The organism is Streptomyces sp. NPDC096311 (assembly GCF_044763085.1).
In the GTDB taxonomy this organism is placed as follows: Bacteria; Actinomycetota; Actinomycetes; order Streptomycetales; family Streptomycetaceae; genus Streptomyces.
In genome coordinates, this window is the sequence record NZ_JBIWFN010000009.1 from 103036 (window position 1) to 126493 (window position 23458).

22 protein-coding genes and 1 pseudogene are annotated in these 23458 nt (G+C 71.3%); 13 read left to right on the top strand and 10 right to left on the bottom strand.

What is annotated here, in order from left to right; translation table 11 throughout:
* Positions 1-66: 66 nt before the first annotated feature.
* Positions 67-657 carry an NADAR family protein gene (locus ACIRA5_RS23380; RefSeq protein ID WP_403693460.1) on the top strand — a complete coding sequence of 197 codons (591 nt, stop codon included), beginning with the start codon at positions 67-69 and terminating at the stop codon, positions 655-657.
* A 151-nt stretch (positions 658-808) separates the two neighbouring features.
* On the opposite strand, the gene ACIRA5_RS23385 is transcribed toward ACIRA5_RS23380, so the two are convergent.
* Entirely contained in the window at positions 809-1675 is an 867-nt protein-coding gene (locus tag ACIRA5_RS23385) for a DUF4190 domain-containing protein (RefSeq protein WP_403693462.1), read from the bottom strand.
* A gap of 102 nt (positions 1676-1777) precedes the next feature.
* On the opposite strand from ACIRA5_RS23385, the pseudogene ACIRA5_RS23390 reads away from it, so the two are divergent.
* Positions 1778-2892, top strand: a pseudogene (locus tag ACIRA5_RS23390) (adenosine deaminase).
* Between the two features lie 20 nt (positions 2893-2912).
* Positions 2913-3596: a glycerophosphodiester phosphodiesterase gene (locus ACIRA5_RS23395; RefSeq protein WP_403693463.1), complete on the top strand. Its 684-nt coding sequence runs from the start codon at positions 2913-2915 to the stop codon at positions 3594-3596.
* Positions 3597-3641: 45 nt separating this feature from the next.
* Here ACIRA5_RS23395 and ACIRA5_RS23400 read toward each other — a convergent pair whose 3' ends face one another.
* Positions 3642-5357 (bottom strand): RNA polymerase sigma factor, encoded by a 1716-nt coding sequence (locus ACIRA5_RS23400; RefSeq protein WP_403693464.1) that lies wholly within the window; start codon positions 5355-5357, stop codon positions 3642-3644.
* A gap of 357 nt (positions 5358-5714) precedes the next feature.
* On the opposite strand from ACIRA5_RS23400, the gene ACIRA5_RS23405 reads away from it, so the two are divergent.
* A complete protein-coding gene (locus tag ACIRA5_RS23405) occupies positions 5715-6887 on the top strand; it encodes a serine hydrolase domain-containing protein (protein ID WP_403693466.1) in 1173 nt (390 codons plus the stop codon).
* On the opposite strand, the gene ACIRA5_RS23410 is transcribed toward ACIRA5_RS23405, so the two are convergent.
* A complete protein-coding gene (locus ACIRA5_RS23410) occupies positions 6877-7773 on the bottom strand; it encodes a class I SAM-dependent methyltransferase (protein WP_403693467.1) in 897 nt (298 codons plus the stop codon). The two genes, ACIRA5_RS23405 and ACIRA5_RS23410, sit on opposite strands and share 11 nt — an antisense overlap.
* Positions 7774-7999: 226 nt before the next feature.
* Between ACIRA5_RS23410 and ACIRA5_RS23415 the strand changes: the two genes are divergently transcribed.
* Both ACIRA5_RS23415 and ACIRA5_RS23420 read left to right on the top strand, forming a co-directional pair.
* Positions 8000-9619, top strand: coding sequence for an MFS transporter (locus ACIRA5_RS23415; RefSeq protein ID WP_403693469.1), 1620 nt, complete (start codon positions 8000-8002; stop codon positions 9617-9619).
* A gap of 177 nt (positions 9620-9796) precedes the next feature.
* Complete coding sequence (locus tag ACIRA5_RS23420; RefSeq protein WP_403693861.1) at positions 9797-10771, top strand: Lrp/AsnC family transcriptional regulator; 975 nt, start codon at positions 9797-9799, stop codon at positions 10769-10771.
* Between the two features lie 34 nt (positions 10772-10805).
* Here the strand turns inward: ACIRA5_RS23420 and ACIRA5_RS23425 are convergent, their stop codons facing one another.
* The 7 genes from ACIRA5_RS23425 to ACIRA5_RS23455 all read right to left on the bottom strand — a co-directional run bounded on the left by ACIRA5_RS23425 (position 10806) and on the right by ACIRA5_RS23455 (position 16603).
* Positions 10806-11387: a PadR family transcriptional regulator gene (locus ACIRA5_RS23425; protein ID WP_403693470.1), complete on the bottom strand. Its 582-nt coding sequence runs from the start codon at positions 11385-11387 to the stop codon at positions 10806-10808.
* A gap of 61 nt (positions 11388-11448) precedes the next feature.
* Positions 11449-11988, bottom strand: coding sequence for a hypothetical protein (locus tag ACIRA5_RS23430; RefSeq protein ID WP_403693471.1), 540 nt, complete (start codon positions 11986-11988; stop codon positions 11449-11451).
* The gene (locus ACIRA5_RS23435; protein ID WP_403693472.1) at positions 11972-12463 is read right to left on the bottom strand and encodes an RNA polymerase sigma factor; all 492 of its coding nucleotides are present in this window, start codon (positions 12461-12463) and stop codon (positions 11972-11974) included. Before ACIRA5_RS23435 ends, ACIRA5_RS23430 begins: the two co-directional genes overlap by 17 nt.
* A 94-nt stretch (positions 12464-12557) precedes the next feature.
* Positions 12558-13169 (bottom strand): class F sortase, encoded by a 612-nt coding sequence (locus tag ACIRA5_RS23440; RefSeq protein ID WP_403693473.1) that lies wholly within the window; start codon positions 13167-13169, stop codon positions 12558-12560.
* Positions 13166-13573, bottom strand: coding sequence for a sortase-dependent protein (locus ACIRA5_RS23445; RefSeq protein ID WP_403693475.1), 408 nt, complete (start codon positions 13571-13573; stop codon positions 13166-13168). Before ACIRA5_RS23445 ends, ACIRA5_RS23440 begins: the two co-directional genes overlap by 4 nt.
* Before the next feature lie 112 nt (positions 13574-13685).
* Positions 13686-14876 carry a PotD/PotF family extracellular solute-binding protein gene (locus ACIRA5_RS23450; RefSeq protein WP_403693477.1) on the bottom strand — a complete coding sequence of 397 codons (1191 nt, stop codon included), beginning with the start codon at positions 14874-14876 and terminating at the stop codon, positions 13686-13688.
* Positions 14877-15163: 287 nt separating this feature from the next.
* On the bottom strand, positions 15164-16603 hold the full coding sequence (locus ACIRA5_RS23455; protein WP_403693478.1) for a gamma-aminobutyraldehyde dehydrogenase: 1440 nt from the start codon (positions 16601-16603) through the stop codon (positions 15164-15166).
* Positions 16604-16768: 165 nt separating this feature from the next.
* On the opposite strand from ACIRA5_RS23455, the gene ACIRA5_RS23460 reads away from it, so the two are divergent.
* From ACIRA5_RS23460 to ACIRA5_RS23490, 7 genes are all read left to right on the top strand, one after another.
* Positions 16769-17287: an Lrp/AsnC family transcriptional regulator gene (locus tag ACIRA5_RS23460; RefSeq protein ID WP_054235338.1), complete on the top strand. Its 519-nt coding sequence runs from the start codon at positions 16769-16771 to the stop codon at positions 17285-17287.
* Positions 17272-18654 carry an aspartate aminotransferase family protein gene (locus ACIRA5_RS23465; protein WP_403693482.1) on the top strand — a complete coding sequence of 461 codons (1383 nt, stop codon included), beginning with the start codon at positions 17272-17274 and terminating at the stop codon, positions 18652-18654. Before ACIRA5_RS23460 ends, ACIRA5_RS23465 begins: the two co-directional genes overlap by 16 nt.
* A gap of 205 nt (positions 18655-18859) precedes the next feature.
* The gene (locus ACIRA5_RS23470) at positions 18860-19597 is read left to right on the top strand and encodes an ABC transporter ATP-binding protein (protein ID WP_403693484.1); all 738 of its coding nucleotides are present in this window, start codon (positions 18860-18862) and stop codon (positions 19595-19597) included.
* On the top strand, positions 19579-20844 hold the full coding sequence (locus tag ACIRA5_RS23475; RefSeq protein ID WP_403693485.1) for a hypothetical protein: 1266 nt from the start codon (positions 19579-19581) through the stop codon (positions 20842-20844). The genes ACIRA5_RS23470 and ACIRA5_RS23475 overlap by 19 nt, the downstream gene beginning before the upstream one ends.
* A 140-nt stretch (positions 20845-20984) precedes the next feature.
* A complete protein-coding gene (locus ACIRA5_RS23480) occupies positions 20985-21392 on the top strand; it encodes a VOC family protein (protein ID WP_403693486.1) in 408 nt (135 codons plus the stop codon).
* Between the two features lie 88 nt (positions 21393-21480).
* Positions 21481-22596, top strand: coding sequence for an LOG family protein (locus ACIRA5_RS23485; protein WP_403693488.1), 1116 nt, complete (start codon positions 21481-21483; stop codon positions 22594-22596).
* Between the two features lie 148 nt (positions 22597-22744).
* Positions 22745-23434, top strand: a complete 690-nt coding sequence (locus tag ACIRA5_RS23490) for an LAETG motif-containing sortase-dependent surface protein (protein WP_403693489.1) — start codon at positions 22745-22747, stop codon at positions 23432-23434.
* Positions 23435-23458 lie beyond the last annotated feature (24 nt).

A 23458-nucleotide genomic window follows, 5' to 3' on the forward strand; every position in this document is an offset into this window, starting at 1 on the left:
GCCTTTTGGTTACGCGACGGAATCTGTCGACCAGGTGTCGAGTCCCCATGGAAAAGGCGGGACGGAATGTCAGTGGTGCGTGCCACAGTGGCGTGCATGGCGAAGATCGATTCTCGGGAAGCGCTGGTCAGCGCGGTCCGCTCGGGCGCAAAGGTCAAGTACCTGCACTTCTGGGGGCACCGCCCGCGACCGGACGGTCAGGTGAGTGCGAGCTGTCTGAGCCAGTGGTGGCCGTCACCGTTCGTGGTGGACGGTGTCTCCTACGCGACCGCCGAGCACTGGATGATGGCGGGCAAGGCACGGCTCTTCGGCGACGCGGAGGCGCAGCGGCGCGCCATCGAGGCGTCCAGCCCCGCACTCGCCAAGAAGGTGGGGCGGCTCGTGCGCGGCTTCGACGAGACGACCTGGGAGCGCGAGCGCTTCGGGATCGTCGTCGAGGGCAGCGTGCACAAGTTCGCCGCCCACCCCGAGCTGCGCGCGTTCCTGCTGGGCACGGGCACGCGGGTGCTGGTCGAGGCCAGCCCCATGGACCGGGTCTGGGGCATAGGCCTCACGGCGGACGACGAGCGGGCGGCGGATCCCGATCGGTGGCGGGGGCCGAACCTGCTGGGATTCGCCTTGATGGAGGCCCGGGAGCGACTCCTGCGGGACAACTAGTTCAGGCGCGGGAGCGGTTGGCGCTCTCAGCGGGTCGGGCGAAGTCCGCTGCGGTTCGGCAGCGCCCTGAAGGGGCGCGGGGAACTGCGCGACCAGCCACCAGGGCGCCGCAGACGAGCGACGGCACATCCCGGTACTTCCAGCGGAGCGCTTAGCCGAGGCGCGGCACGACGAGTGAAGTGGAGTAGCCGTCGTCTCCGCTGAACGGGTCGCTGTCGCCGCTGTCGTCCGGAAGGACGAAGAAGACCACGATCATCGCGATGCCGAGCGCGATGCCGACCGCTCCGCAGATGATCCCGGCCAGCGCCTGACCAGGGTTGTTCGCCTCGCCGCGGCGCGCCCTGCGTCGCCCCAGCACGCCGAAGATCACCGCGAGGATCCCCAGGATGATCGCGATCGGCCACAGACAGAACACGACGGCCGAGATGATGCCGAGCACCAGCCCGGCGGTGCCCATGCCGTTGCTCGGCGCCGGGGGCATCATCGGCCAGCCGTAGCCGGAGGCACCCGGGTAGCCGGGCCCCGGCGTGGGGTAGGCCGGGTAGCCGTATCCGTAGCCGTACGGGACCTGCCCGGGGCCCTCGGGAGCGATGGGCGGCGGGGGAACAGGCTCTCCGGGCGCAGGCCGGGGGTGGGGCGAGGGTGCGGCGGCGGGAGTCGCGAAGGGGTTGTCCCAGGACTGGGGCGGGGACTGGGGATGGCCGGGGGTGCCCGTTGCGGGGAGGGCGACGACCGTCGGCTGGTTGTGCACCGAGGGGGGTGTGGGGGCACCGGGCGCGCGGGAGGGTGCCTCGTCCGCGGGCGGAGCCCAGGGGTTCGGCTCGGGTCGCGGTGCGGTGGCGCCCTTGTCCAGGGAGGCGCCGGACGGGGAACCCGGCTGCGGGTTCCCGCCGGGTATCGCGTCCTCGGGACCGACGGCCGACGGCACGTCGATCTGCGTCGGCGGCGGAGCCGACTGGTCCGGCGACGCCCACGGGGTCGCGGCGGCGTTCTGCGGCGCCTGCGCGTCGTCGGACATGCGTGAGGTCCCCTCCTCTGTCGTACCTGCCGTCATGCTACGGCCCGGTGCTTCACCCCGTGAGGGGCGGCCTACGATGATCCTCGAACCACCGATCAGCCGATCACCCGCGCCGCCCGACCACGGTCCGGTGGCGCCGTTCCGGGGAGGAATCCTTGACCGACCAGCTCAGCACCCGCGAGGGCGTCCGCGACCTGCACGCCTTCATCGCCGGACTGCCCAAGGCCGAACTGCACGTGCACCACGTCGGATCCGCCTCCCCCCGCATCGTCTCCACCCTCGCCGCCCGCCACCCCGACTCCCAGGTGCCGACGGACGCCGAGGCCCTCACGGACTACTTCACGTTCACCGATTTCGCCCACTTCATCCAGGTCTACCTGTCCGTCGTCGACCTGATCCGCACCCCCGAGGACGTACGGCTGCTGACGTACGAGGTCGCCCGGGACATGGCCCGGCAGCAGGTCCGCTACGCCGAGCTGACCATCACCCCGTGGTCCTCCACCCGCCGCGGCATCGACGAGCGCGCCTTCATGGACGCCATCGAGGACGCCCGCAAGGCGGCGGAGGCCGAGTTCGGCGTCGTCCTGCGCTGGTGCTTCGACATTCCCGGCGAGGCGGGGCTCGAGGCGGCCGAGGAGACTCTGCGGCTCGCGACCGACGACCGGCTGCGGCCGGAAGGTCTGGTGTCCTTCGGACTCGGCGGGCCCGAAATCGGCGTACCGCGGCCGCAGTTCAAGCAGTACTTCGACCAGGCGATCGCGGCCGGACTGCGCTCGGTGCCGCACGCGGGTGAGACGACCGGGCCGGAAACCGTCTGGGACGCGCTGAACGAGCTGCGCGCCGAGCGCATCGGGCACGGCATCAGCTCCGCGCAGGACCCGAAGCTGCTCGCCCACCTCGCCGAGAACCGTATCGCGCTGGAGGTCTGCCCGACCTCCAACATCGCCACCCGGGCGGTCCGCACCCTCGACGAGCACCCCATAAAGGAGTTCACCCGGGCCGGGGTCCTCGTCACGATCAACTCCGACGACCCGCCGATGTTCGGCACCGACCTCAACAACGAGTACGCGGTCGCCGCCCGTCTCCTCGACCTCGACGAACTCGGCCTCGCCGCGCTCGCCAAGAACGCGGTGGAGGCGTCCTTCCTCGACCCGGCCGGCAAGACGCGCCTCGCCGACGAGATCGACACCTACGCCTCGGCGTGGCTCACGCCCTGAGCGACCAGCACAATGGGCCCATGCGCACCGTGACTGCCGTGGCCCACCGCGGCGACCCCTATCGCGTCCGCGAGAACACCATCGACTCGCTGCGTTCCGCGCTCCAACTGGGCGCGGACGCGGTCGAGATCGACGTACGGCTCACCCGCGACAAGGTGCCCGTACTGCTGCACGACGAGACACTGAAACGGCTGTGGGAGCTGGAGCGGCCGCTCAGGTCGCTCTCCTCGGACGAGGTCCGCGGGCTCACGGGCGGCGGGGTGCCGACGCTCGCGGAGGCCCTCGAAGTGACCAAGGACAGCCGGATCATGGTCGATCTGCCGGGAGAGCCCGACGGCGCGGCCGTACGCCGGATCGTCGAGGTCATCCGTGAGTGCGGGGCCCAGGACCGGGTGTACTACTGCGCGGGCGCCCCGGCCATGCTGGCGGTGCGCGCCGCCGACCCCGCCGCCGAGATCGCGCTGACCTGGACGAGCCTCGCACCGCCGCGCCCGGCCGTCCTCGACGCCGTACGGCCGCGCTGGCTCAACTACCGCTTCAGTCTGGTCGACCGTGCCCTCACGGCCCGCGTCCACCGCGGCGGCCACCTGCTCTCCGTGTGGACTCCCGACACTCGCCGTTCCATGCGCCGGCTGCTGGACATGGGGGTGGACTCGATCACCACGAACCGCATCGACGCGCTGTGCGCGCTGCGCAAGGCCTGAGCGCGCGCACTGCGCAAGGCCTGAGGAAAAACGCGGGCGGCACCGTCAGGAGGTGACCTGCGAGCGCGGGCTCACCGTCGCCGGGTCGGCGGGGGTCGAGCGGGTCAGGTACTGCGGCACCGGGGCGGTGTCCTCTCCGTTGTCGCGGACGAGGCCGTAGCGGATCACGCCCTGGGCGGGACCGGTGCGGACGTCCTCGGTCACCTTGTCCCAGGTGGAGGTCTGGACGAAGAGGTTGTAGTCGGCGGGGCCCTCGTTCTGGTGGAGGGTGACGGTGCCGTCGATCCAGAAGTACTCGTTCTGCCACATCTGTTGGGTGCCGGAGGGCAGGACGGCGTAGCCCACGGACGGGCCGCCCATCCAGCTCGTGCCGTCCGTCGAACCCGACTGCACGTCGTCCATGCGGTGACCGCCGCCCGAGGCGACGTGGAAGAGCTTGCCGCTCAGCCCGGTCCAGGTCGGCATGAGCAGGGCGCCGGTGCGCTGCTGCGGCAGGACCTGCCAGCGGACCCGGAAGTAGCCCTGCCCGCTGAAGGTGACCGTCTCCCCGCGGTGGGTGAGGCCGGTGGCGGGCGCCCCGGTGGCGGTGACGCCCTTCTCGGCGCGCCGGGGCAGCGTCGCCGGAAGCGCGCTCGCGGCGGGCGCGCTGTCGACGGCGTCGACGACGGTGCCGTACAGCTGGACGCGGGTCTTCGCGGGCGCGGGCGAGGGCGAGGGCGAGGGGGAGGCGGAGCGGGACGGTGAGGGGGTCGCGGAGGCGGGCGGCTCCCCCGTACGTCCCGACGGTGGGCGTGCGGTGCTCGCCGCCGTGGGCGCGGCGAGGGCAGGCGGCGGGTCGTCGGGCGCCCGGGTGACGACGTACAGGCCGCCCGCGGCGAGGGTGGCGCCGGCCGTGACGGCGACGGCGGGCTTGGTGAGCAGGCCGAGGACCTTGGCGGACCAGCCGACGGAGGTGGCGGCGACCGCCGTCTTGCCGCCGAGCGCGAGCGACAGCGTGAAGCCGACCGGCAGCGGGACGAGGGCGATCCCGACGAGGAGGCGTTCGGCCGGTACGACGGCCTCGCGGGCGCCCGAACAGTACGCGCAGCCCCGGATGTGCCGGGCCAGCCGCTTGCGCCACACCGAGTCGGGCCGCCCGTTCCAGCGGGCGGTCACCAACCGCAGGTCGGGGCAGGGGGAGTTGCCGGCGCCGGGGTGGTGGCCGTCGAGCGCCCGCACGATGTCCCGTGCGATCTCCAGCCGTTGCTTCATCCGCTGCACCCGCACCGCCGCGTGCTGCCTGCTGATCCCGACCGCCGCCGCCAGCTCGCGCCGGGTGAGTTCGCCCGCGACCTCCAGCCACCACAACGAGAGCAACTGGCGGTCCTCGTCGTCGAGCCAGCGCACCGCCTCCGTGACCTCTCGCCGCTGCCCCTCCAACTGGAGCCGCAGCACGGTCAGTTCGGCGAAGTCGGCGGCCTGATCACCGGCGCCTTCGGCCAGTGGCTCGGCCGTCCGGCGGCGCGAGCGCTCCCGTATCTGCCGCATCGTGATGGCGACCAGCCAGGACCGGAAGCTGTCCGGGTCGCGCAGCGAGCCGAGGTTGTCGACGGCGCGCAGCATGGTCTCCTGCACGACGTCGTCGACGTCCGCGTGGCCGTTCAGGGCGCGGCCGACGATGTTGTAGACGAGGGGGAGCCAGCCCGCGACGAGTTCGTCGAGGGCGCGCCGGTCGCCGGCCTGCGCGGCCCCGATGATGGAGCGCCACTGCCGCCCGTCCACGTACGTTCCCTCCGATGCCACGGTGACCGCCCGTGCCACTTGGCGCACACGGGCGGGAGTGCAGGATCCCCCACCCCGGCGAGCGTGTCCGCGCGCTATGTCGCGGATCACAGCCGTCCGTCGGGTCCTGACACACAGGAGACGGAGGGCCGCCCTCCGCGATAACAGTTTTTCGCCCGCCCGGCCTTCGAAACTCTCGCCGCGCCCCACCTAAGGGCGATCCCCCACAACACCCTTACGCAGAAGGGCAGTTGATCCGGGTCAGTGCCAGGGACCGGGCCGTCCTCGGGGAGGATCCGCGAGCGGGTGGGCGACCGCAGGATGATCTCACCGTCCCGTCCACACCAGGAGCCGCAGATGCCCGCCCGTACCCGAACCGTCACCGCCGTCGCCGCCGCCCTCGCGCTGGGCCTGGCGGCCGGCCCGCTGGCCGTGCCCGCCGTCGCCGCGTCCTTTGCCGTGCCACGGACGGCCACGGCGGCCACGGTCACGACCGGACCGGACGCCGCCGCCCTGCGCGCCGCGCTCGCGGGACTGCCGGACGCCGACGCGACGGCCGCGCTCGTACGGGTCGGGGGCACCGAAGGCCGCTGGCTCGGGAGCGGCGGAGTGCACGATCTGGCGAGCGGCCGCGCGGCGGACCCGGACGCGCTCTTTCGGGCCGGTTCGACGACGAAGGTGGTCACGGCGGCGGTCGTGCTGCAACTCGCGGCCGAGGGCAGGGTCGATCTGGGCGCGCCCGTACAGCGCTATCTCCCCGGGCTGCTGTCGCCCGCCTTCAAGCCCGTGTCCGTACGCCGGTTGCTGAACCACACCAGCGGGATCCAGGCGGGTGACGGCTTCGGCGACTCCTTCGAGGACGCGTACGCGCACCGCTTCGACACCCTCACGCCCCGGCAGGTCGTCGCCTCCGCGGTGGCGAAGGGGCCGGAGTTCCGCCCCGGCGAGCGGCAGCACTACCTGAACATCAACTACACGATCCTCGGCATGCTGATCGAGAAGGTCACGGGGCACTCGTACGCCTCCGAGGCCACCCGGCGCGTGCTGCGGCCCGCCGGGATGCTGCACACGTACTTCCCCGGTACCGATCCGCGCATCCGGGGTCCGCACAACCTCGGCTACCAGGCGGTGAAGCGGGCGGACGGCACGACGGAGTTCGTCGACGTCACCGAGTGGAACCAGGCGAACCGCTGGGCGGCGGGCGACATGATCTCCACGACGGCGGACCTGGAGCGGCTGACCCTCCATCTCTTCCGTGGCGAGCTGGTCCCGAAGCCGCAGCTGAAGGAGATGTTCACGGTTCCGTCGGGCATCGACGGGGCCACCATGAGCGCCGGGCTCGAGCGCTTCGAGTACGGCGGGCGGGTCTACTGGCTCAAGTCGGGCGGGCGGTACGGATACACGACGGTCATGGCGGCCACCCGCGATCTCTCGCGCACGCTCGTCTATTCGGTCAACGCCACGGACGCGAAGGGCGAGGAGATGAACCCGGTCGCCCTGCGCATCGCGATGGCGGCGCTCAAGCAGTAGCGGTTTCGGCCGCCGGATTGGCCGTCAGATTCGTCTCCGGATTCGCCGTCAGATTCGTCTCCGGATTCGTCATCAGGTTCGTCGTCACGAGATGCACGTTCATCCCGCACGGGACGACCCCGTTCGGCGCCGTGAGCTTCCTCGCCCCGGTGAGGAAGGCCGCACGCAGGGACTCCACGGTGGCCGCGTCGAGCGGGCCGACGTCATAGACACCTGCCAGGGCGTCCCACACCTGCTCGACCGGTCCGCTCAGGTCGATGGGGACGGTCTCCCAGTCGACCGGCGCGAATCCGGCCGGCGCGAGGACGCTGTCGAGCCCCGCACGGCTGCGGGTCCTCCGGTCCCCGAGTGCGGGGATGCGCTGCCCGGCGGGAGCCGTCCCGACCGCGTTCCGCAACAGCCCGATGAACAGCTCGTACGCCTCACCGCCCACGGCTCCGCCGCCGATCACGCCGGCCAGCATGCCTCCGGGGCGCAGCACCCGGGCCACTTCCGCGGCCACCTGTTCCACCTCGCCCATCAGCATCAACGCCATGTGGGAGACACAGGCGTCGAAGGTGTCGTCGGCGAAGGGAAGGTGCTGGGCCCGGCTCTCCGACAGCGTCGTCCCGGCGGGCAGCGGTCGGCGTCGCGCCAGCGCCAGGGCTTCCGGGGAGAGGTCCACCCCGGCCAGCCTGCGTCCCTCGGTCCGGGCGAGCAGTTCGAGCAACAGGCCGTCGCCGCAACCGAGATCCAGTACCCGCCCGTGTCCGGCGACCCGGTCGCGCAAGATCTCGTAGCTCGACCGCCCGTCCGCGGCGCGGCCACCGGCGAACGCGTCCGCCGTCACCGCCGGCCGCTCGGCGTGGAAGGCCCGCAGGAAGGCTTCTTGCGATGTCGTCGTCATACCCGCGAACCTATCCGCCGCGCGAGTCGCCGGATCGGCGACCTCACCCCTCCTGACAGGCATCACGTCCTGACAGGCATCACGGAAATCCCGGAAAACCGGGTCCGGAATGTCGAATATCCAGGTTTCCCCCGCCGTGGCTGGCCCCGGCCCGCGGGCGGCCCCGAAGGTGAGCGCCGTATCAAGCGATCGCGGTGCGGTGCGCCGCAGGGGGAGAGGGAGTTCCGTGAACGTCACGACAGCGGCGCACGAGCCGCGGGAACGGCGGGCGGCCACGCTCGTCATGGCCTGCGTGGGCGTGTTCGTCGCGTATCTACCGGTGACCACCGTTTCGGTGAGCCTGCCGGCCATCCAGCGGGCGCTGAACGCGTCGACCGCCCAACTGTCGTGGGTCTCGGACGCGTTCGTGCTGCCCATGGCCGCGCTGATCCTGACCGCGGGTGTCTTCGGTGAGGTCCACGGCCGCAAGAAGGTCTTCCAGGCGGGCCTCGCGTTCAGCGCGGTGGGGGCGGCGATCGCGCTGTGCGCGCGGTCCATCGAGGTCCTGTGGGTGGGCCAGGCCTTCGCCGGTCTGGGCGCCGCCGCGCTGCTGCCCACGACACTGGCGCTGATCAGCCATGCCGTGCCCGACCACCGCGAACGCGGCAAGTTCGTCGGGCTGTGGGCCACGGCCCTGATGGCGGCCCTGGCCGTCGGCCCGGTGATCGCGGGACTGATCCTGGAGCACTTCTCCTGGCGCTGGATATACCTGCTGCCCGTCCCCGCCTCGCTCCTCGCGATGGCCTTCGCGGCCCGGCTGGTGACCGACTCGCGCGCCCCCGGCTCACGACGTCTGGACTGGCCCGGCCAGATCACCGCCGCGGTGGCGATCACCGCGCTGGTCTACGGCGTCATCGAGGGCGGCGCCGGCTCCTTCACCGACGGGAAGGTGATCGTGGCCCTGGTGGCGGCGGCGGTCGCGGCCGTCGCGTTCGTCCTGGCGGAGCGGCGCAGTGACAGCCCCATGCTGGACCTGACGCTCTTCCGCAGCCCCGCCTTCACCGCCACGACGCTCGTCGCCATGATCAGCTTCCTGGGCCTGATCGGCTTCTTCTTCGCCCTCAGCCTCTACTTCGGCATGGTGCAGCAGCTCAGCACCCTGGAGGCGGCGGCCCGGATGCTGGTGGTCACGCTGATGTGCATCCTCGTCGGGGCACCGGCCGGACGGCTGATGCACAAGGTGTCGCCCCGCGTCCTGATCACCGGCGGGCTGCTGGTGACCGCGGCCTCGCTGCTGTCGCTGACGTCCATCGACGCCGGTACGTCGTTCGGTTCGCTGGCCTGGCGGCTGGCCCTGCTCGGCCTCGGCCTGGGCTTCGTCATCACGCCGATGACGGCCGCGGCCGTCGCCTCCGTACCGTACCGCCAGGCCGGTATGGCGGCCGCCGGAAACAGCGCGTTCCGGCAGGTCGGCGGCGCGCTCGGCCCGGCCGTCCTCGGCGCCGTGCTGACCACCAAGGCCGTGCACACCCTGCCGGGCCACCTCACCGACGTCGGTCTGCCGGCGTCCACGGTACGGAGCGTCACCTCCGTGGTGGACGCGAACGGCCTGGGCGCGGTCGCGGGCATGAACCTGGGCGCCGACCGGGGCCGTGCCCTGGGCGCCCTGTCCGAGGCCTTCCTCGACGGCCTCCACCTGTGCCTGATCATCGCCGCGGCACTGACCCTGGTCGCCGCAGCGGTCGGTGCCGTCCTGCTGCGCAGCCCGCAGCAGCCGGCCACCGGACCGGTGGCCGGATCCGGCGCCGTCCCGGCGGCGCCGCAGGAGACCGGGGCGGCGGAGCCCCGGCTGGGGCAGCGCGCCTGACCCCGGCACCAGGGCCACGTCTGCGGCATGATCCGCCGGACAGGCCCTCGGGGCGCCCTTTCGTGGGGACGGAACGGGCGCCCGTACGAGGCCCGGGACCACACTGGTCCCGGGCCTCACCGTCATGCTCGATCATTGACTTCGGGAGTACGCGTGGAGCGAGAGGAGGCGGAGCCGATGCCGTCCCGCGCGCTCGACGCACTCGACCTGAGACTGCTCCAGTGCCTCCAGATCGACGGACGGGCGCCGCTCTCCCGGATCGCGGAGGTGCTCGGGGTCTCCGACCAGACCGTCGCCCGGCGCCTGCGACGGTTGCGCACCACGGCACGGCTGCGGGTGCTCGGCGTGATCGACGAGGGCCGGCTCGGCCGCACCAACTGGATCGTCCGGCTGCGCTGCACCCCGGACGTGGCCGAACAGCTGGCGGGCGCGCTCGCCCGGCGCCCCGACACCTCCTACGTCTCGCTGATGTCCGGCGGCGCCGAAGTGATGTGCGCGATGAAGCCGCGCAGCCGGCAGGCCCGGGACGAACTGCTCTTCGAGCGGTTGCAGCGCACCCCCCGTGTCGTCTCGGTCAGCGCCCACTGCGTGCTGCACTCGTTCTACGGCGGACGGCTGGACTGGCTCAACAAGGCCGACGGGCTCGCCCCCGACCAGCAGGCGGCCCTGCGCCCAGCGCCGGTCGAGCCGGTCACCGACCCCCTCACGCTGGAGGCGGCCGACGAGGCGCTGCTGGCCGTACTCGTCCGGGACGGGCGCGCCACGCTCACCGAACTCCAGGCGGCCACCGGCCAGTCGGAGTCCGTGGTCAAGCGGCGTGTGGAGCGCATGCGGGCCACCGGGGTGCTCTACTTCGACATCCAGTTCGACCAGGAACCCCTCGGCCACGAGGTGGAGGCCATGCTGTGGCTCACCGTGGCCCCGGCGGCCCTCGCCGACGTCGGACGGGCACTCGCCGCGCATCCCGAGGTGCGTTTCGCCGCGGCGATCACCGGCCAGGCCGGCATCGTCGCCGCGACCGTCTACCGCAACAGCGGGGAGCTGTACACGTATCTGAGCGAGAAGATCGGCGCCCTCGACGGCGTCCAGGCCGTCGAGACCGCCCTGACCCTGCGCCTGGTCAAGCAACTCGCCTACGACCCGGGCCGCTGACCCCGCCCAGGACGGGCACGGGGCAGCTGGAGCGTCAGCCGCGAGCCGTGGCGCCGAGGGCCTCGGCCCGCTGGTCGAGCCTCCTCAGGACCGTCTCGCCCCACTGGAGGTTCGCCTGCTCCAGAGCCATGCCGCCGAGCAGAGTGAGGTAGGGGCCCACGCGTTCGACGGTGGCGAGGTACTCCTCCTCGCCGCGGCCGGCCAGCATGCGTTCCTGGGCGCGCCGGTAGCGGGCCAGTTTGGCGCCGGCCCGCTCCACACGCTCGACGACCCCGGCCCGTACGGCTTCGGCGTCTCCGATGTCGATGCAACTCACCTTGACCATCAGCTCGTCCCGGATCGCCGTCGGCTTGCTGGGGACTTCGGCCGTGTAGGCGCGCATCGCGTCGAGTCCGGCCTCGGTGAGCGTGAAGAGCCGCTTGTTGGGCCTGCGTTCCTGCTGCACGACGCGGGCGGAGACGAGCCCTTCGCCCTCCATGCGCTCCAGCTCGCGGTAGATCTGCTGAGGGGTGGCCATCCAGAAGTTGGCGACCGAGGCCTCGAACCCTTTTGCGAGGTCGTATCCGGACGCCTCGCCCTCCAGAAGCGCGGCCATCACCGCGTTGCGCAGAGCCATTTCCCCAAGTTAACACCCTGTATCGACACTCCATTGATTAGTCAACGGAGTGACGGTCCGGTCAACGGCGGGGAGAGCTGCTCGGCGCGATCGACGGCTGGGCGTCGGGCGTGGTCGGTGTCGACGACGGTGCCGGGGTGGGGACGGCCGGCTGCGTCGTGACGCGGCTGGTCGTCCGGTCCGCCTGGGTGGGGACGGACGTCCGACTCCCGGCGGTGGGACTGGACGTCCGGCTCCCGGGGGTGGGACTGGCCGTCCGGCTCCCCGGGGTGCGACTGGGGTTGACGGGCACGGGGGACGCCGACGGGCTGGGGGGCACGGACGAAGGACGGCCCTCGGAGGCCGGCGGGGCGAGCGGGACCGCCGGGGACGCGGGTGCCTGGGACGTCGACAGGCGGACCGGCAGCGCGACGAGGGCGGCGACGGCGCACACCGACCCGACCCCGACCGCGGCGCGCAGCAGCCGGCGGCGGGCCGCGCCGCGGCGGATCACCTCGTAGCGGCCGGGAGGTGGGCCGAGGTAGTCGGAGGCGGGCCGCAGGATGACGGCGAGCGGGTCGTCGGGTTCGAAGTCCGGACCCTCGTCAGGGTGTGTGATCAAGGCTTCTCCTCAGGTGGGCGCGGAGTAGTTCGCGGGCCGCGTGGAGGTCGGCCTTGATGGTTCCTTCCTTGCGTCCGGTCAGCACGGACACCTCCCGGATCGGCATGTCAGCGTAGTAGTGCAGGAGGATCGGGACGCGCAGTCGTTCCGGCAGCGACTGCACAAGCAGGCGTACGGACGGGTCGGACTGTTCGGTGTGCGGGCGGACGGCGGCCTCGACGGTGGCACGGTGTACGGCCCTGCGTTCGCGCTCCAGCTTGCGCCAGTGGTCCCGGACGAGGTTGGCCGCGGTGACGTAGAGGAAGCCCCGGGGCTCCGTCACGGAGGTCCAGCGGGCCCAGAGCCGGGTGAACGCCTCCGAGGCGATCTCGTGGGCCGTCTCGTCGTCGTCGACGAGACGGCGGCACCAGCCGGCGAGGCGCGGATAGAGGGCGGCGAACAGCTCGGACGCGGCCTTCTCGCGGGACCGTTTCAAAGCTCTCCATGGTCGTGACGTCGTGCGGGCACTCGGGGGGAAGAGCCCGGGCCGACGGCGTGCGTTCCATCGGCCCGGGATCGGTCCCGGCGGGTCAGGGCGTCGCCGAGCTCAGCGCGGCGAAGACGATCACGTTGTCGAGGTAGCCCGTACCGGTACGGGCCCCTCCGCACGTGATGAGCCGTAGCTCGGGACGGTCCACGTCCCCGTACACCTCGTCCGTCGGGAAGTCGGCCTTGGCGACCGTGCGTACGGCGTCGACCGTGAACTCCGCCGTCCTGCCGTTCTCCAGGCGCGCCACGATCCGGTCGCCCTTCCGCAACTGCGCGAGACGCCGGAAGACCCCGTCCCCGTAGGAACCGACCGTGACATGGCCGAGGATCACCGACGGACCGGTCTGACCCGGCGTCGGCGAGTTCCGGTACCAGCCCGCCCGGTCGTGCGCCGTGATCGGGGGCACCTGGACGCTGCCGTCCGTGGCCAGCCCCAGCTGCATGACCGGGGTGTCGACCCCGATGGCCGGGATCCGCAAGCCGACCGGGACCGAACGCCCGAGGACGTGCGCGGCCTTCGCGGAGGTCCGCGAGGGCACCGGCGTGCTCCCGGGGTGTTCGGGTGCGGTCGAGTCGGTCCCGTGGCCGCCGCAGCTCACGAGCAGCGAGGCCGTCGCCGCGGTGACGAACGCGCGCCTGGAGAGCGAGGTCATTCCCCGGTCGCCCGCCGGCGACGTACGACGAAGACCGCCGCGCCACCCATGACGAACGCCGCGGCGGCGCCCCCTCCGATCAGCCCGCCCTGGCCTCCGGACTTCGACGCCGTCGGAGCCACACCGGTGTCGGCCGCTCCCTTCGGCACGTCGGCGACCTGACCCCGGGACGGCGCCCGGGTCGGCGTGCCGACGCTCGGAACCGGGGACGAGGTGCCGGAGTCGGCGCGGGTGGACGGCACCGCGCTCGGGGCGGCGCTGCCGGTCGGCGCCTGGGACGGGGCGGCGGTGGCGGTCGGACGGACCGTCGGGACCGGGCTCGCCCCACTGGCGAAGGCGGGCACCGTGCTCGCCAGCACGGCGGTACACGCGAGTGCCATGGTGCTGAGGACAGTTCGGCGCATGAATCGCTCTCTTTCGTCGGTCCGCCCGCCCGGTGACCCGGCGGGCTGAGTTACGGATCGTGCGAAGAGACGAGGCAGCGGGAGACCGGGTTGTAAAGAGATGGTAAAGCCGTCAGAGTCCCGCGATCGCGTTCCAGCGCTTGGCGAACTCCGTGCGTTCCGTGGACGTGATGTCGCGCGCGATCGCCAGCCGCTTCCGCATGGTGGCGTCGGGGAAGATCAGCGGGTTCTCGGCGAGGGCGGCGGTGTCCTCGTCCTTGGAGGAGGCGAGGACGTGCTGGGCGGCCGGGACCGGGCAGACGTAGTTGACCCAGGACGCCAGTGCGGCGGCGACCTCGGGCTCGTAGTAGTAGTCGACGAGCTTCTCGGCGTTGGCCTTGTGGCGGGCCAGGTTGGGGATCATCAGCGAGTCGGACCACAGCTCGGCGCCCTCCTCGGGGACGACGAAGCGGATGTCCGGGTTGTCCGCCTGGAGCTGGATCACGTCGCCCGAATACGCCTGACAGGCCAGTACGTCACCGCTGACCAGGTCCTTGGTGTAGTCGTTGCCCGTGAAGCGGCGGATCTGGCCGCTGTGCACGTACTTCTCGACCTGGTCGCAGATCTTGTGGAAGTCGTCGGCCTTCCAGCGGGTGATGTCGACGCCGTTGCCCTGCATGAGCAGGGCGAACGCCTCGTCGAGGCCGGAGAGCAGGGTGACCCTGCCCTTGAGGTCGGGGGCCCACAGGTCCGCGACGTGGTTGATCTCGCGGCCGAGCTTGCGGTGGTTGTACGCGATGCCGGTGATACCCGACTGCCACGGCACGGTGGACTTGCGGCCCGGGTCGAACGCGGGCCGACTCAGCAGCGGGTCGAGGTACTTGGCGACGTTCGGCTGCCTGGCGCGGTCCATCTCCTGCACCCAGCCGAGCCGGACGAAGCGCGCGCACATCCAGTCGCTGATGACGATCAGATCGCGACCGGTCTGCTGATGGTTCATCAGGGACGGGCTGATCTTGCCGAAGAACTCGTCGTTGTCGTTGATCTCCTCGATGTAGTCGACGGAGATCCCGGTGCGCTTGCGGAACGCGTCCAGCGTGGGCCGCTTCGTGTGGTCCTTGTCGTCGGTGTCTATGTAGAGCGGCCAGTTCGCCCAGGTCAGTTTCTTGTCGCGGGCCGAGAGGTCGGCTCCGGCGCGGTCACCGGGTGACACATACGCGGCGGGCACCCCGCAGCCCGCGAGGGCCCCGGCCGCCACACCCCCGCCCAGGGCACGCAGCAGGGACCGGCGGGAGCGGGGCGAGGTCTTCCGAATCTCTGGCACCCCGGCAGCATGCCTGTTGCGACTCGGCGCGAACAATGGACGCTGCGTCGAGCGGTCGCGCGCCGACCCGACACCCTGTCGATCCCCTCATTTCCGGGCGGTCACCTCGCGCCGCCACCGAGCCGCCGTACGCCACGACTTGCCGCCGCCGCCCGAGCCGGGCAAGGCAACGGGCACGGGCAAGTCCCTGCGCATCGAGCCCGGAACCGACCACCACGAGGGGGGAACACCGCGGCCCCGGACGGGATCAACTCCCGTCCAGGGCCGCGCGGTTCACACCGTACGCACTACGCGTCGAGCGACGTCATCACGTGCTTGATCCGCGTGTAGTCGTCGAAGCCGTACGCCGACAGGTCCTTGCCGTAGCCGGACTTCTTGAAGCCACCGTGCGGCATCTCGGCGACCAGCGGGATGTGGGTGTTGATCCACACGCAGCCGAAGTCGAGGGACTTCGACAGACGCATCGCGCGGCCGTGGTCCTTCGTCCAGACCGAGGAGGCGAGGGCGTAGTCGACGCCGTTGGCCCACGCGATGGCCTGGGCCTCGTCCGTGAAGGACTGGACGGTGATGACCGGCCCGAAGACCTCGTTCTGGATGATCTCGTCGTCCTGCTTGAGACCGGAGACGACGGTCGCGGCGTAGAAGTAGCCCTTGTCGCCCACCTGCTGGCCGCCCGCCTCGACCTTGGCGTGCGCGGGCAGCCGCTCGATGAACCCGGCGACCTGCTTGAGCTGGTTCGGGTTGTTCAGCGGGCCGTAGAGCACGTCCTCGTCGTCCGGCTGACCGGTCTTCGTCTCGGCGGCGGCCTTGGCGAGCGCGGCGACGAACTCGTCGTGGATGGACTCCTGGACGAGGACGCGGGTGGCGGCCGTACAGTCCTGGCCCGCGTTGAAGAAGCCCGCGACCGAGATGTCCTCGACGGCCTTGGCGATGTCGGTGTCCTCGAAGACGACGACGGGGGCCTTGCCGCCCAGCTCCAGGTGGACCCGCTTGAGGTCCTTGGACGCCGACTCGGCGACGGACATGCCCGCGCGGACGGAGCCGGTGATGGAGGCCATCGCCGGGGTCGGGTGCTCGACCATCGCGCGGCCGGTCTCCCGGTCACCGCAGATGACGTTGAAGACGCCCTTGGGCAGGATGCCGCCGATGATGTCGGCGATCAGGACCGTGGAGGCGGGGGTGGTGTCCGAAGGCTTCAGGACGACCGTGTTGCCGGCCGCGAGCGCCGGGGCGAACTTCCACACCGCCATCATCATCGGGTAGTTCCACGGCGCGACCTGCGCGCAGACGCCGATCGGCTCGCGGCGGATGATGGAGGTCATCCCCTCCATGTACTCGCCGGCCGAGCGGCCCTCGAGCATCCGCGCCGCGCCCGCGAAGAAGCGGATCTGGTCGACCATGGGCGGGATTTCCTCGGACCGGGTCAGTCCGATCGGCTTGCCGGTGTTCTCGACCTCGGCGGCGATCAGTTCCTCGGCCCGCTCCTCGAACGCGTCCGCGATCTTCAGGAGGGCCTTCTGGCGCTCGGCGGGGGTCTGGTCGCGCCAGGCCGGGAAGGCCGCGGCGGCAGCCGCCATGGCGGCGTCCACATCGGCCTGACCGGACAGCGGCGCGGTCGCGTACGCCTCGCCGGTCGCGGGATTGACGACCTCGGTGGTCCGCCCGTCGGCGGCGTCCCGGAACTCACCGTCGATGTAATTGCGCAGACGACGCAGCTCGGTGCTCACTGCCGGCCCTCCAAGTTCAGGTGTCCAATCGCTGAGACACCCACCCTAATCCGTGGGCCCACGTTTTCAACACCCCCGGTCACCCCTTGACTGCGAAATCCGCAAGCTACGTCCTCGTAAACAACGAATTTCATCGCTACAGCCTTGCGGAACCGTCGAGACCTCGTGCACAGTGAGCTCGTGGCCAGTCGAAGCGCAGACCCCAGGGACTCCACCCGCGAGTCCAGGAACGGCAGTCCCCAGCTGGACTCCGTATCCCTCGCCATCATCGAGCAGCTCCAGCAGGACGGACGCCGTCCGTACGCCGCGATAGGCAAGGCCGTAGGCCTGTCCGAGGCGGCCGTGCGCCAGCGCGTCCAGAAGCTGCTCGACCAGGGCGTGATGCAGATCGTCGCCGTCACGGACCCGCTCACCGTGGGCTTCCGCAGGCAGGCGATGGTCGGCGTCAATGTCGAGGGCGACCTCGACCCGGTGGCCGACGCGCTGACCGCCATGTCGGAAGTCGAGTACGTGGTGATGACCGCGGGCTCGTTCGACATCCTCGCCGAGATCGTCTGCGAGGACGACGACCACCTGCTGGACGTCATCAACAAACGCATCCGGGCCCTGCCCGGGGTGCGCTCCACCGAGAGCTTCGTCTATCTGAAGCTCAAGAAGCAGACCTACATGTGGGGAACCCGATAGCCGTGAGCACACAGGACCTGAGCAAGACCGCGTACGACCACTTGTGGATGCACTTCACCCGCATGTCCTCGTACGAGAACGCGCCCGTTCCCACCATCGTCCGTGGTGAGGGCACCTACATCTACGACGACAAGGGCAAGCGCTACCTCGACGGTCTCGCGGGCCTGTTCGTGGTCCAGGCGGGCCACGGCCGCACCGAGCTGGCGGAGACGGCGTTCAAGCAGGCGCAGGAGCTGGCCTTCTTCCCGATCTGGTCCTACGCCCACCCCAAGGCCGTCGAGCTCGCCGAGCGCCTCGCGCACTACGCTCCGGGCGACCTGAACAAGGTCTTCTTCACCACCGGCGGCGGCGAGGCCGTCGAGACCGCGTGGAAGCTCGCCAAGCAGTACCACAAGCTCACCGGCAACTACACGAAGTACAAGGTCATCTCGCGTGCGGTCGCCTACCACGGCACCCCGCAGGGCGCCCTGTCCATCACGGGCCTGCCGGCTCTGAAGGCCCCCTTCGAGCCGCTCGTCCCGGGCGCGCACAAGGTGCCGAACACCAACATCTACCGCGCCCCGATCCACGGCGACGACCCGGAGGCCTTCGGCCGCTGGGCCGCCGACCAGATCGAGCAGGAGATCCTCTTCGAGGGCCCGGAGACCGTCGCGGCGGTCTTCCTGGAGCCGGTACAGAACGCCGGCGGCTGCTTCCCGCCGCCGCCCGGCTACTTCCAGCGCGTGCGCGAGATCTGCGACAAGTACGACGTGCTGCTCGTCTCCGACGAGGTCATCTGCGCCTTCGGCCGCCTCGGCACGATGTTCGCCTGTGACAAGTTCGACTACATCCCGGACATCATCACCTGCGCCAAGGGCATGACCTCGGGCTACTCCCCCATCGGCGCCGCCATCGTCTCGGACCGGATCGCCGAGCCGTTCTACAAGGGCGACAACACCTTCCTGCACGGCTACACCTTCGGCGGCCACCCGGTCTCCGCGGCGGTGGCGCTCACCAACCTCGACATCTTCGAGCGCGAGGGCCTCAACCAGCACGTGCTGGACAACGAGGCGAACTTCCTCCAGACGCTCCAGAAGCTGCACGACCTGCCGATCGTCGGCGACGTCCGCGGCAACGGCTTCTTCTACGGCATCGAGCTGGTGAAGGACAAGGCCACCAAGGAGACCTTCACGGACGAGGAGTCGGAGCGCGTGCTCTACGGCTTCGTCTCCAAGAAGCTCTTCGAGTACGGCCTCTACTGCCGCGCCGACGACCGCGGTGACCCGGTCATCCAGCTGTCGCCGCCGCTGATCTCCGACCAGTCGACCTTCGACGAGATCGAGGGCATCGTCCGTCAGGTGCTGACGGAGGCGTGGACGAAGCTCTGAGCTTCCTCGCTCCGATCTTCCTCAGGGATGATCAACAACGGCCCCGGTGCCGCCCGTTCGAGTGAGAATGGGCGCCCCGGGGCCGCGTGCTGTCCGGCCTCCCGCCCCCGACTCCCTAGCGTGCCCAGTGACCGATCGGCCCTGCCTTCGTTCCCTCGTCCGGGGGATTGGCAGCGCAAATCAGATCTGAACCGAGGTGTACGCGATGGTGGCCCCGCCGGACAACGACGTGCTCTGGGCACGTGCCCTGCACGTCAAGCACAACGGCTCGCCCGCACTCAGCGGTGTCTCGCTCGACATCCGCGAGGGCGAGATCCTCGCCGTCGGCGGCCCGCGCGGCAGCGGCAAGACAACCCTGCTGCGGTGCCTGTCGGGGCAGCTGCTGCCCCAGCAGGGCGAGGTCTGGTTCAACAGCGCGCCGGTGCACACCATGGGCCCCGTCACCCGCGAACGGCTGCGCCGCGACCGCTTCGGCTGGATCGACCCCGCGCCCGTCCTCGTACCGGAACTGAACGCCTGGGAGAACGCGGCGCTGCCCCTGATGCTGCGCGGCTGCGGCCGCCGGGCCGCCAAGACCGCCGCCCTCGAGTGGCTGGAACGCCTCGACATCGGCCACTGCGCCCGCAAGCGCCCGCACGCCCTGCTCCAGGCCGAACGCCAGCGCGTCGCCATCGCCCGTGCGCTCGTCCCCGCCCCCAAGGTGCTCTTCGCCGACGAACCGACCGCACCCCTGCACCGCGCCGACCGCGCGCACGTCCTGCGCACGCTCACCGCGGCGGCCCGCTCGCACGGCATCACGGTCGTCCTGGCCACCCACGACACGGACACCGCGGCCCTCGCCGACCGCACGGTGTCGCTGCTCGACGGACGGCGCGTGAACACCGTCCACCTGCCCCCGGTCGCCGAGACGGAAGGCCGGGCCGCGTGCTCGCTCTCCGTCTAGCCCGCGGGGCACACCCCCTCGTCCAGCTGCGCAGACTGCTGGTCGCCGCCGCCTCGGCGGGCACCGGCTTCCTGCTGCTGTGCACGCTGGGGTACGCGATGGCGCACCCGGACCCCTCAGGCGGTGCGGCGCTCCGGCTCCTGTGGTGCCTCGCGCCCGCCGCCGCCACCGTGCACTTCGCGGTCGCGGTCGCCCGTACGGACCCGGGGACCCGGCCACGCCCCGGGCTCTCGGCGATCGGACTCGGCCCCGGCCGGCTGATGGCGATCTCGGCGGTCACCACCGCCCTGTCCACCACGCTCGGCTCGATGCTCGCGCTGCTCGTCTTCCTGCACCTGCGCGGCGACCTGCCCGGCCTGTCCTTCGACGGCGACGCGACGACCTTCCTCGCCTCCGACTACCCGCTGCCGCTGCCCGCGGCCGTGACCCTGCTGCTCCTGGTCCCGCTGGCCGCGTCCGTGGCGAGCGCGGTGGTGCTACGTCCGCGGGGGGCCGGGCCGACCCGCACCCGACGGACGGGGGCCGACGGCACCTCGCCCCGCAAGGCGTCCCGTACGCCGTCCCGTACGCGCGCCGAGGCCGGCCCGTACGCCGACCAGCCGGGGCACCCGCTGGACCCGCAGCAGCCCGCCCCTCCGCTGCCCGCCCCCGGCGGGCTGCCCTGGGGCACGGCCGTCCTCGCGGCGGGTCTCGCCGTGGAGACGTACGCGAGCCGTTCGGGACCGGCACCCGGTCTGGCGCTGCCCGGCCGGTTCGCCGGCGGCCCCGCCGGGGTGCTCGGCGGCTGGACCCTGACCGCGCTCGGGCTGATCCTCGCCTGCCCCGCGATCACGCATCTGTGCGGGCAGCTGCTCCAGGCCGTACGCCCCGGTGTGGTGCGGCTGCTCGCCGGGCGTGTCCTTCAGGAGGAGGCACGGCGCATCGGGCGCCCGCTCGGCGTGGTGTGCGCGGTCGCGTCCGGCGCGTACGCCATGGCGACGGTGTACTCCGGGGCGCGGCCCTCGTTCGGTCCGCTCAGCACACTCGGGGCGCTGCTCGTGGCCGGGTGCACCCTCGCGACCCTGCTGACCGCGGCGGTCGAGGCCAAGCACGCGCGCGCCGACACCACGGCGGCGCTGCTGTGCCTGGGGGCACCGACCACGGTGCTGCGGGGCGCCGCGCTGCTCCGCGCGGGTGCGCTGTTCGCCGCGTTCGGGCCGCTGACCTGGGCGGTCGCGGAACTGGCCGCGCTGCCACTGACGCGCTGAGCACGCGTACGCGCTTCCTTCCCGCTGCTTTCCTGCTTCCTCCCGCTTCTTTCCCGCCGGGCGATGAGTTCCGCGCGGAGTGGCGGTCTACCTCTGCGAACGGCACCGCATCACTCCACCCGCACCGGGAGAGACCCCTCATGTACCAGCAGATGATCTTCGTGAACCTCGCCGTGAACGACGTCGACACCTCGAAGAAGTTCTTCACCGAGCTCGGCTACACGATCAACCCGCAGTTCACGACGGACGACTGCGCCTGCGTCGTCATCAGCGACACGATCATCGCGATGCTGCTGAGCAAGCAGCGCTACGCGGACTTCACGAAGAAGAAGATCGCGGACCCGACGAAGACCAGCGAGGTGCTGCTGTGCCTGAGCGCCGAGAGCCGCGAGAAGGTCGACGAACTCTGCGACAAGGCCCTCGCGGCGGGCGGCTCGGGGACCGGGGAGGCCCAGGACCACGGCTTCATGTACGGCCGTACCTTCGACGACGTGGACGGCCACACGTGGGAGGTCATGTGGATGGACCCGGCCGCGGTCCAGAGCTGAGCCCCGGGGGGGACACCCATGCGCGTGTCCCCCTCAAAGGGGGGAGACCGCCGCCGGCCGCCGAAGAACCCACCCCTAGCATGGCCGCGTGCAGCCAACACCCCTTCACGCCGCCCATGACCGCGAGATCGAGTCGCTCGCCGAGTTCGACAAGGTCGTCTCGGAGCACGGCTCGCTCGCCCGGTTCCGCGTCCAGGCCGTGGATCTGACGGACCGTACGGACGCCCTGCTCGGCGTGGACACCGCGGGCGCCGTCTTCCTCGGCTGCCCGATGGACCCCGCGGCGGCGGCACGGGTACGGGCCACCGGCGCGCTCGTCTTCCCGCCCATACCCGGGCTGCCCTTCGACCCCTACCGCGGGCTGCTCTACTCCCCGGACGAGCTCTTCGCGTCGCTCGACGACGGCTACGAGGCGACCCCGGATGCCCGCGCGTACGCCTGGTTCCAGCAGACCAGGGCCGACGGCGACGTCTTCGCTTCGATGCTGCGCGCGATCCACGACGACTCGGTGTCGGACGCGCTCGACGAACTCCTCATCGGCACCCGAGTCGTGGGCGTGATGGGCGGTCACGCGATGGCACGCGGCACGGAGGCGTACGAGGGCGCCGCGCGCCTGGGGCGCGAACTGGCGCGTGCCGGGCTCACGGTCGCCACCGGCGGCGGCCCCGGCGCGATGGAGGCGGCGAACCTCGGCGCGTACGCCGCCCCGTTCGACGACGAGATGCTCACCGAGGCGCTCCGGCTCCTCGCCGAGGCACCGTCGTTCACCCCCTCCATCGGCGACTGGGCGCGCGCCGCCTTCGCCGTGCGCGAGCGCTGGCCGGACGGCGGCCCCTCCGTCGGCATCCCGACCTGGTTCTACGGCCACGAGCCGCCGAACGCCTTCGCCGCCCACATCGCCAAGTACTTCGCCAACGCGACCCGCGAGGACGGGCTGTTGGCCCGCTCGAACGCGGGTGTCGTCTTCCTGCCGGGCGCCGCCGGGACCGTACAGGAGATCTTCGACAACGCGACGCCGAACTACTACGAGTCGCGCGGTGAGCCCACCCCCATGGTTCTCGTGAACCGTGCGCATTGGACCGAGAAACACCCCACTTGGCCCCTTCTCCAATCCCTTGCCCATGAACGGTCGATGGCGTCCCGGATCGCACTGGTGGACCGGATCGAGGAGGCACCGGAGGCGCTCAAACGCCTCGGCGGTTAACGACAAGGCAAAGCCGGTGGCACGGCTGGGCATATGCATTGACAGCCCTTAGGTGGCACTTATAAACCTGTGGGGCCCGAGGGGCCCTGTTGACACAGCAGAACCCCCCTTAAACCCCCCGCAGTTGCGCATTCTGTGAAGGGCAATCGTGTCCATATCTCGCCGTACCGCACGTTCCGTGCGAATCCTCGGTGTTGCCTCCGCCACGGCCGCGCTCGCGCTCGGCGTCGCGGGCAACGCCCTTGCCTGCAACATCAGTGAGTTCTCCGCCGAAGCCAAGTGCGACGGCACCGACGGCATCATCTCCGTCACGGACGTGGATGCCTCCGGCACCAAGGCGACCGTCTCCGTGTTCCTGGAGTCCAACGGCGCCGACGCGAAGAAGGTCGGCGAGCAGGACATCGTCGGCTCGCGCCAGGGTGTCACCATCACCTTCGCCGAGGACTGGAAGCCGAACGCCACGTACCGCGTCCACGTCAAGGCCGGAAACCAGGTCGACGAGGACATCAAGGGCAACGTGACCGCTCCGTCCACGGCCTGCGCGACCGAGTCGCCGTCGCCGTCGGCCTCGGAGACCCCGAAGCCGTCGGAGACCCCGTCCTCGCCCGCCTCCTCGGGGACGCCCTCCGCGAACCCGTCGGAGTCGGAGAGCAGCGCCGCGCCCGCGACGCCGGGCGACAACGCCCCGTCCCCCGCGGCCGGTAGCTCCAACCTCGCCGAGACCGGTGCGAACTCCAACACCCCGATGATCGCCGGTATCGCCGGTGCCCTCGTGGTGGTCGGCGGCGGAGCGGTGTTCTTCGGCATGCGTCGCCGCGGCGCCTCGAAGTCGAGCTGAACCGCACACCGTACGTCCGCGTGA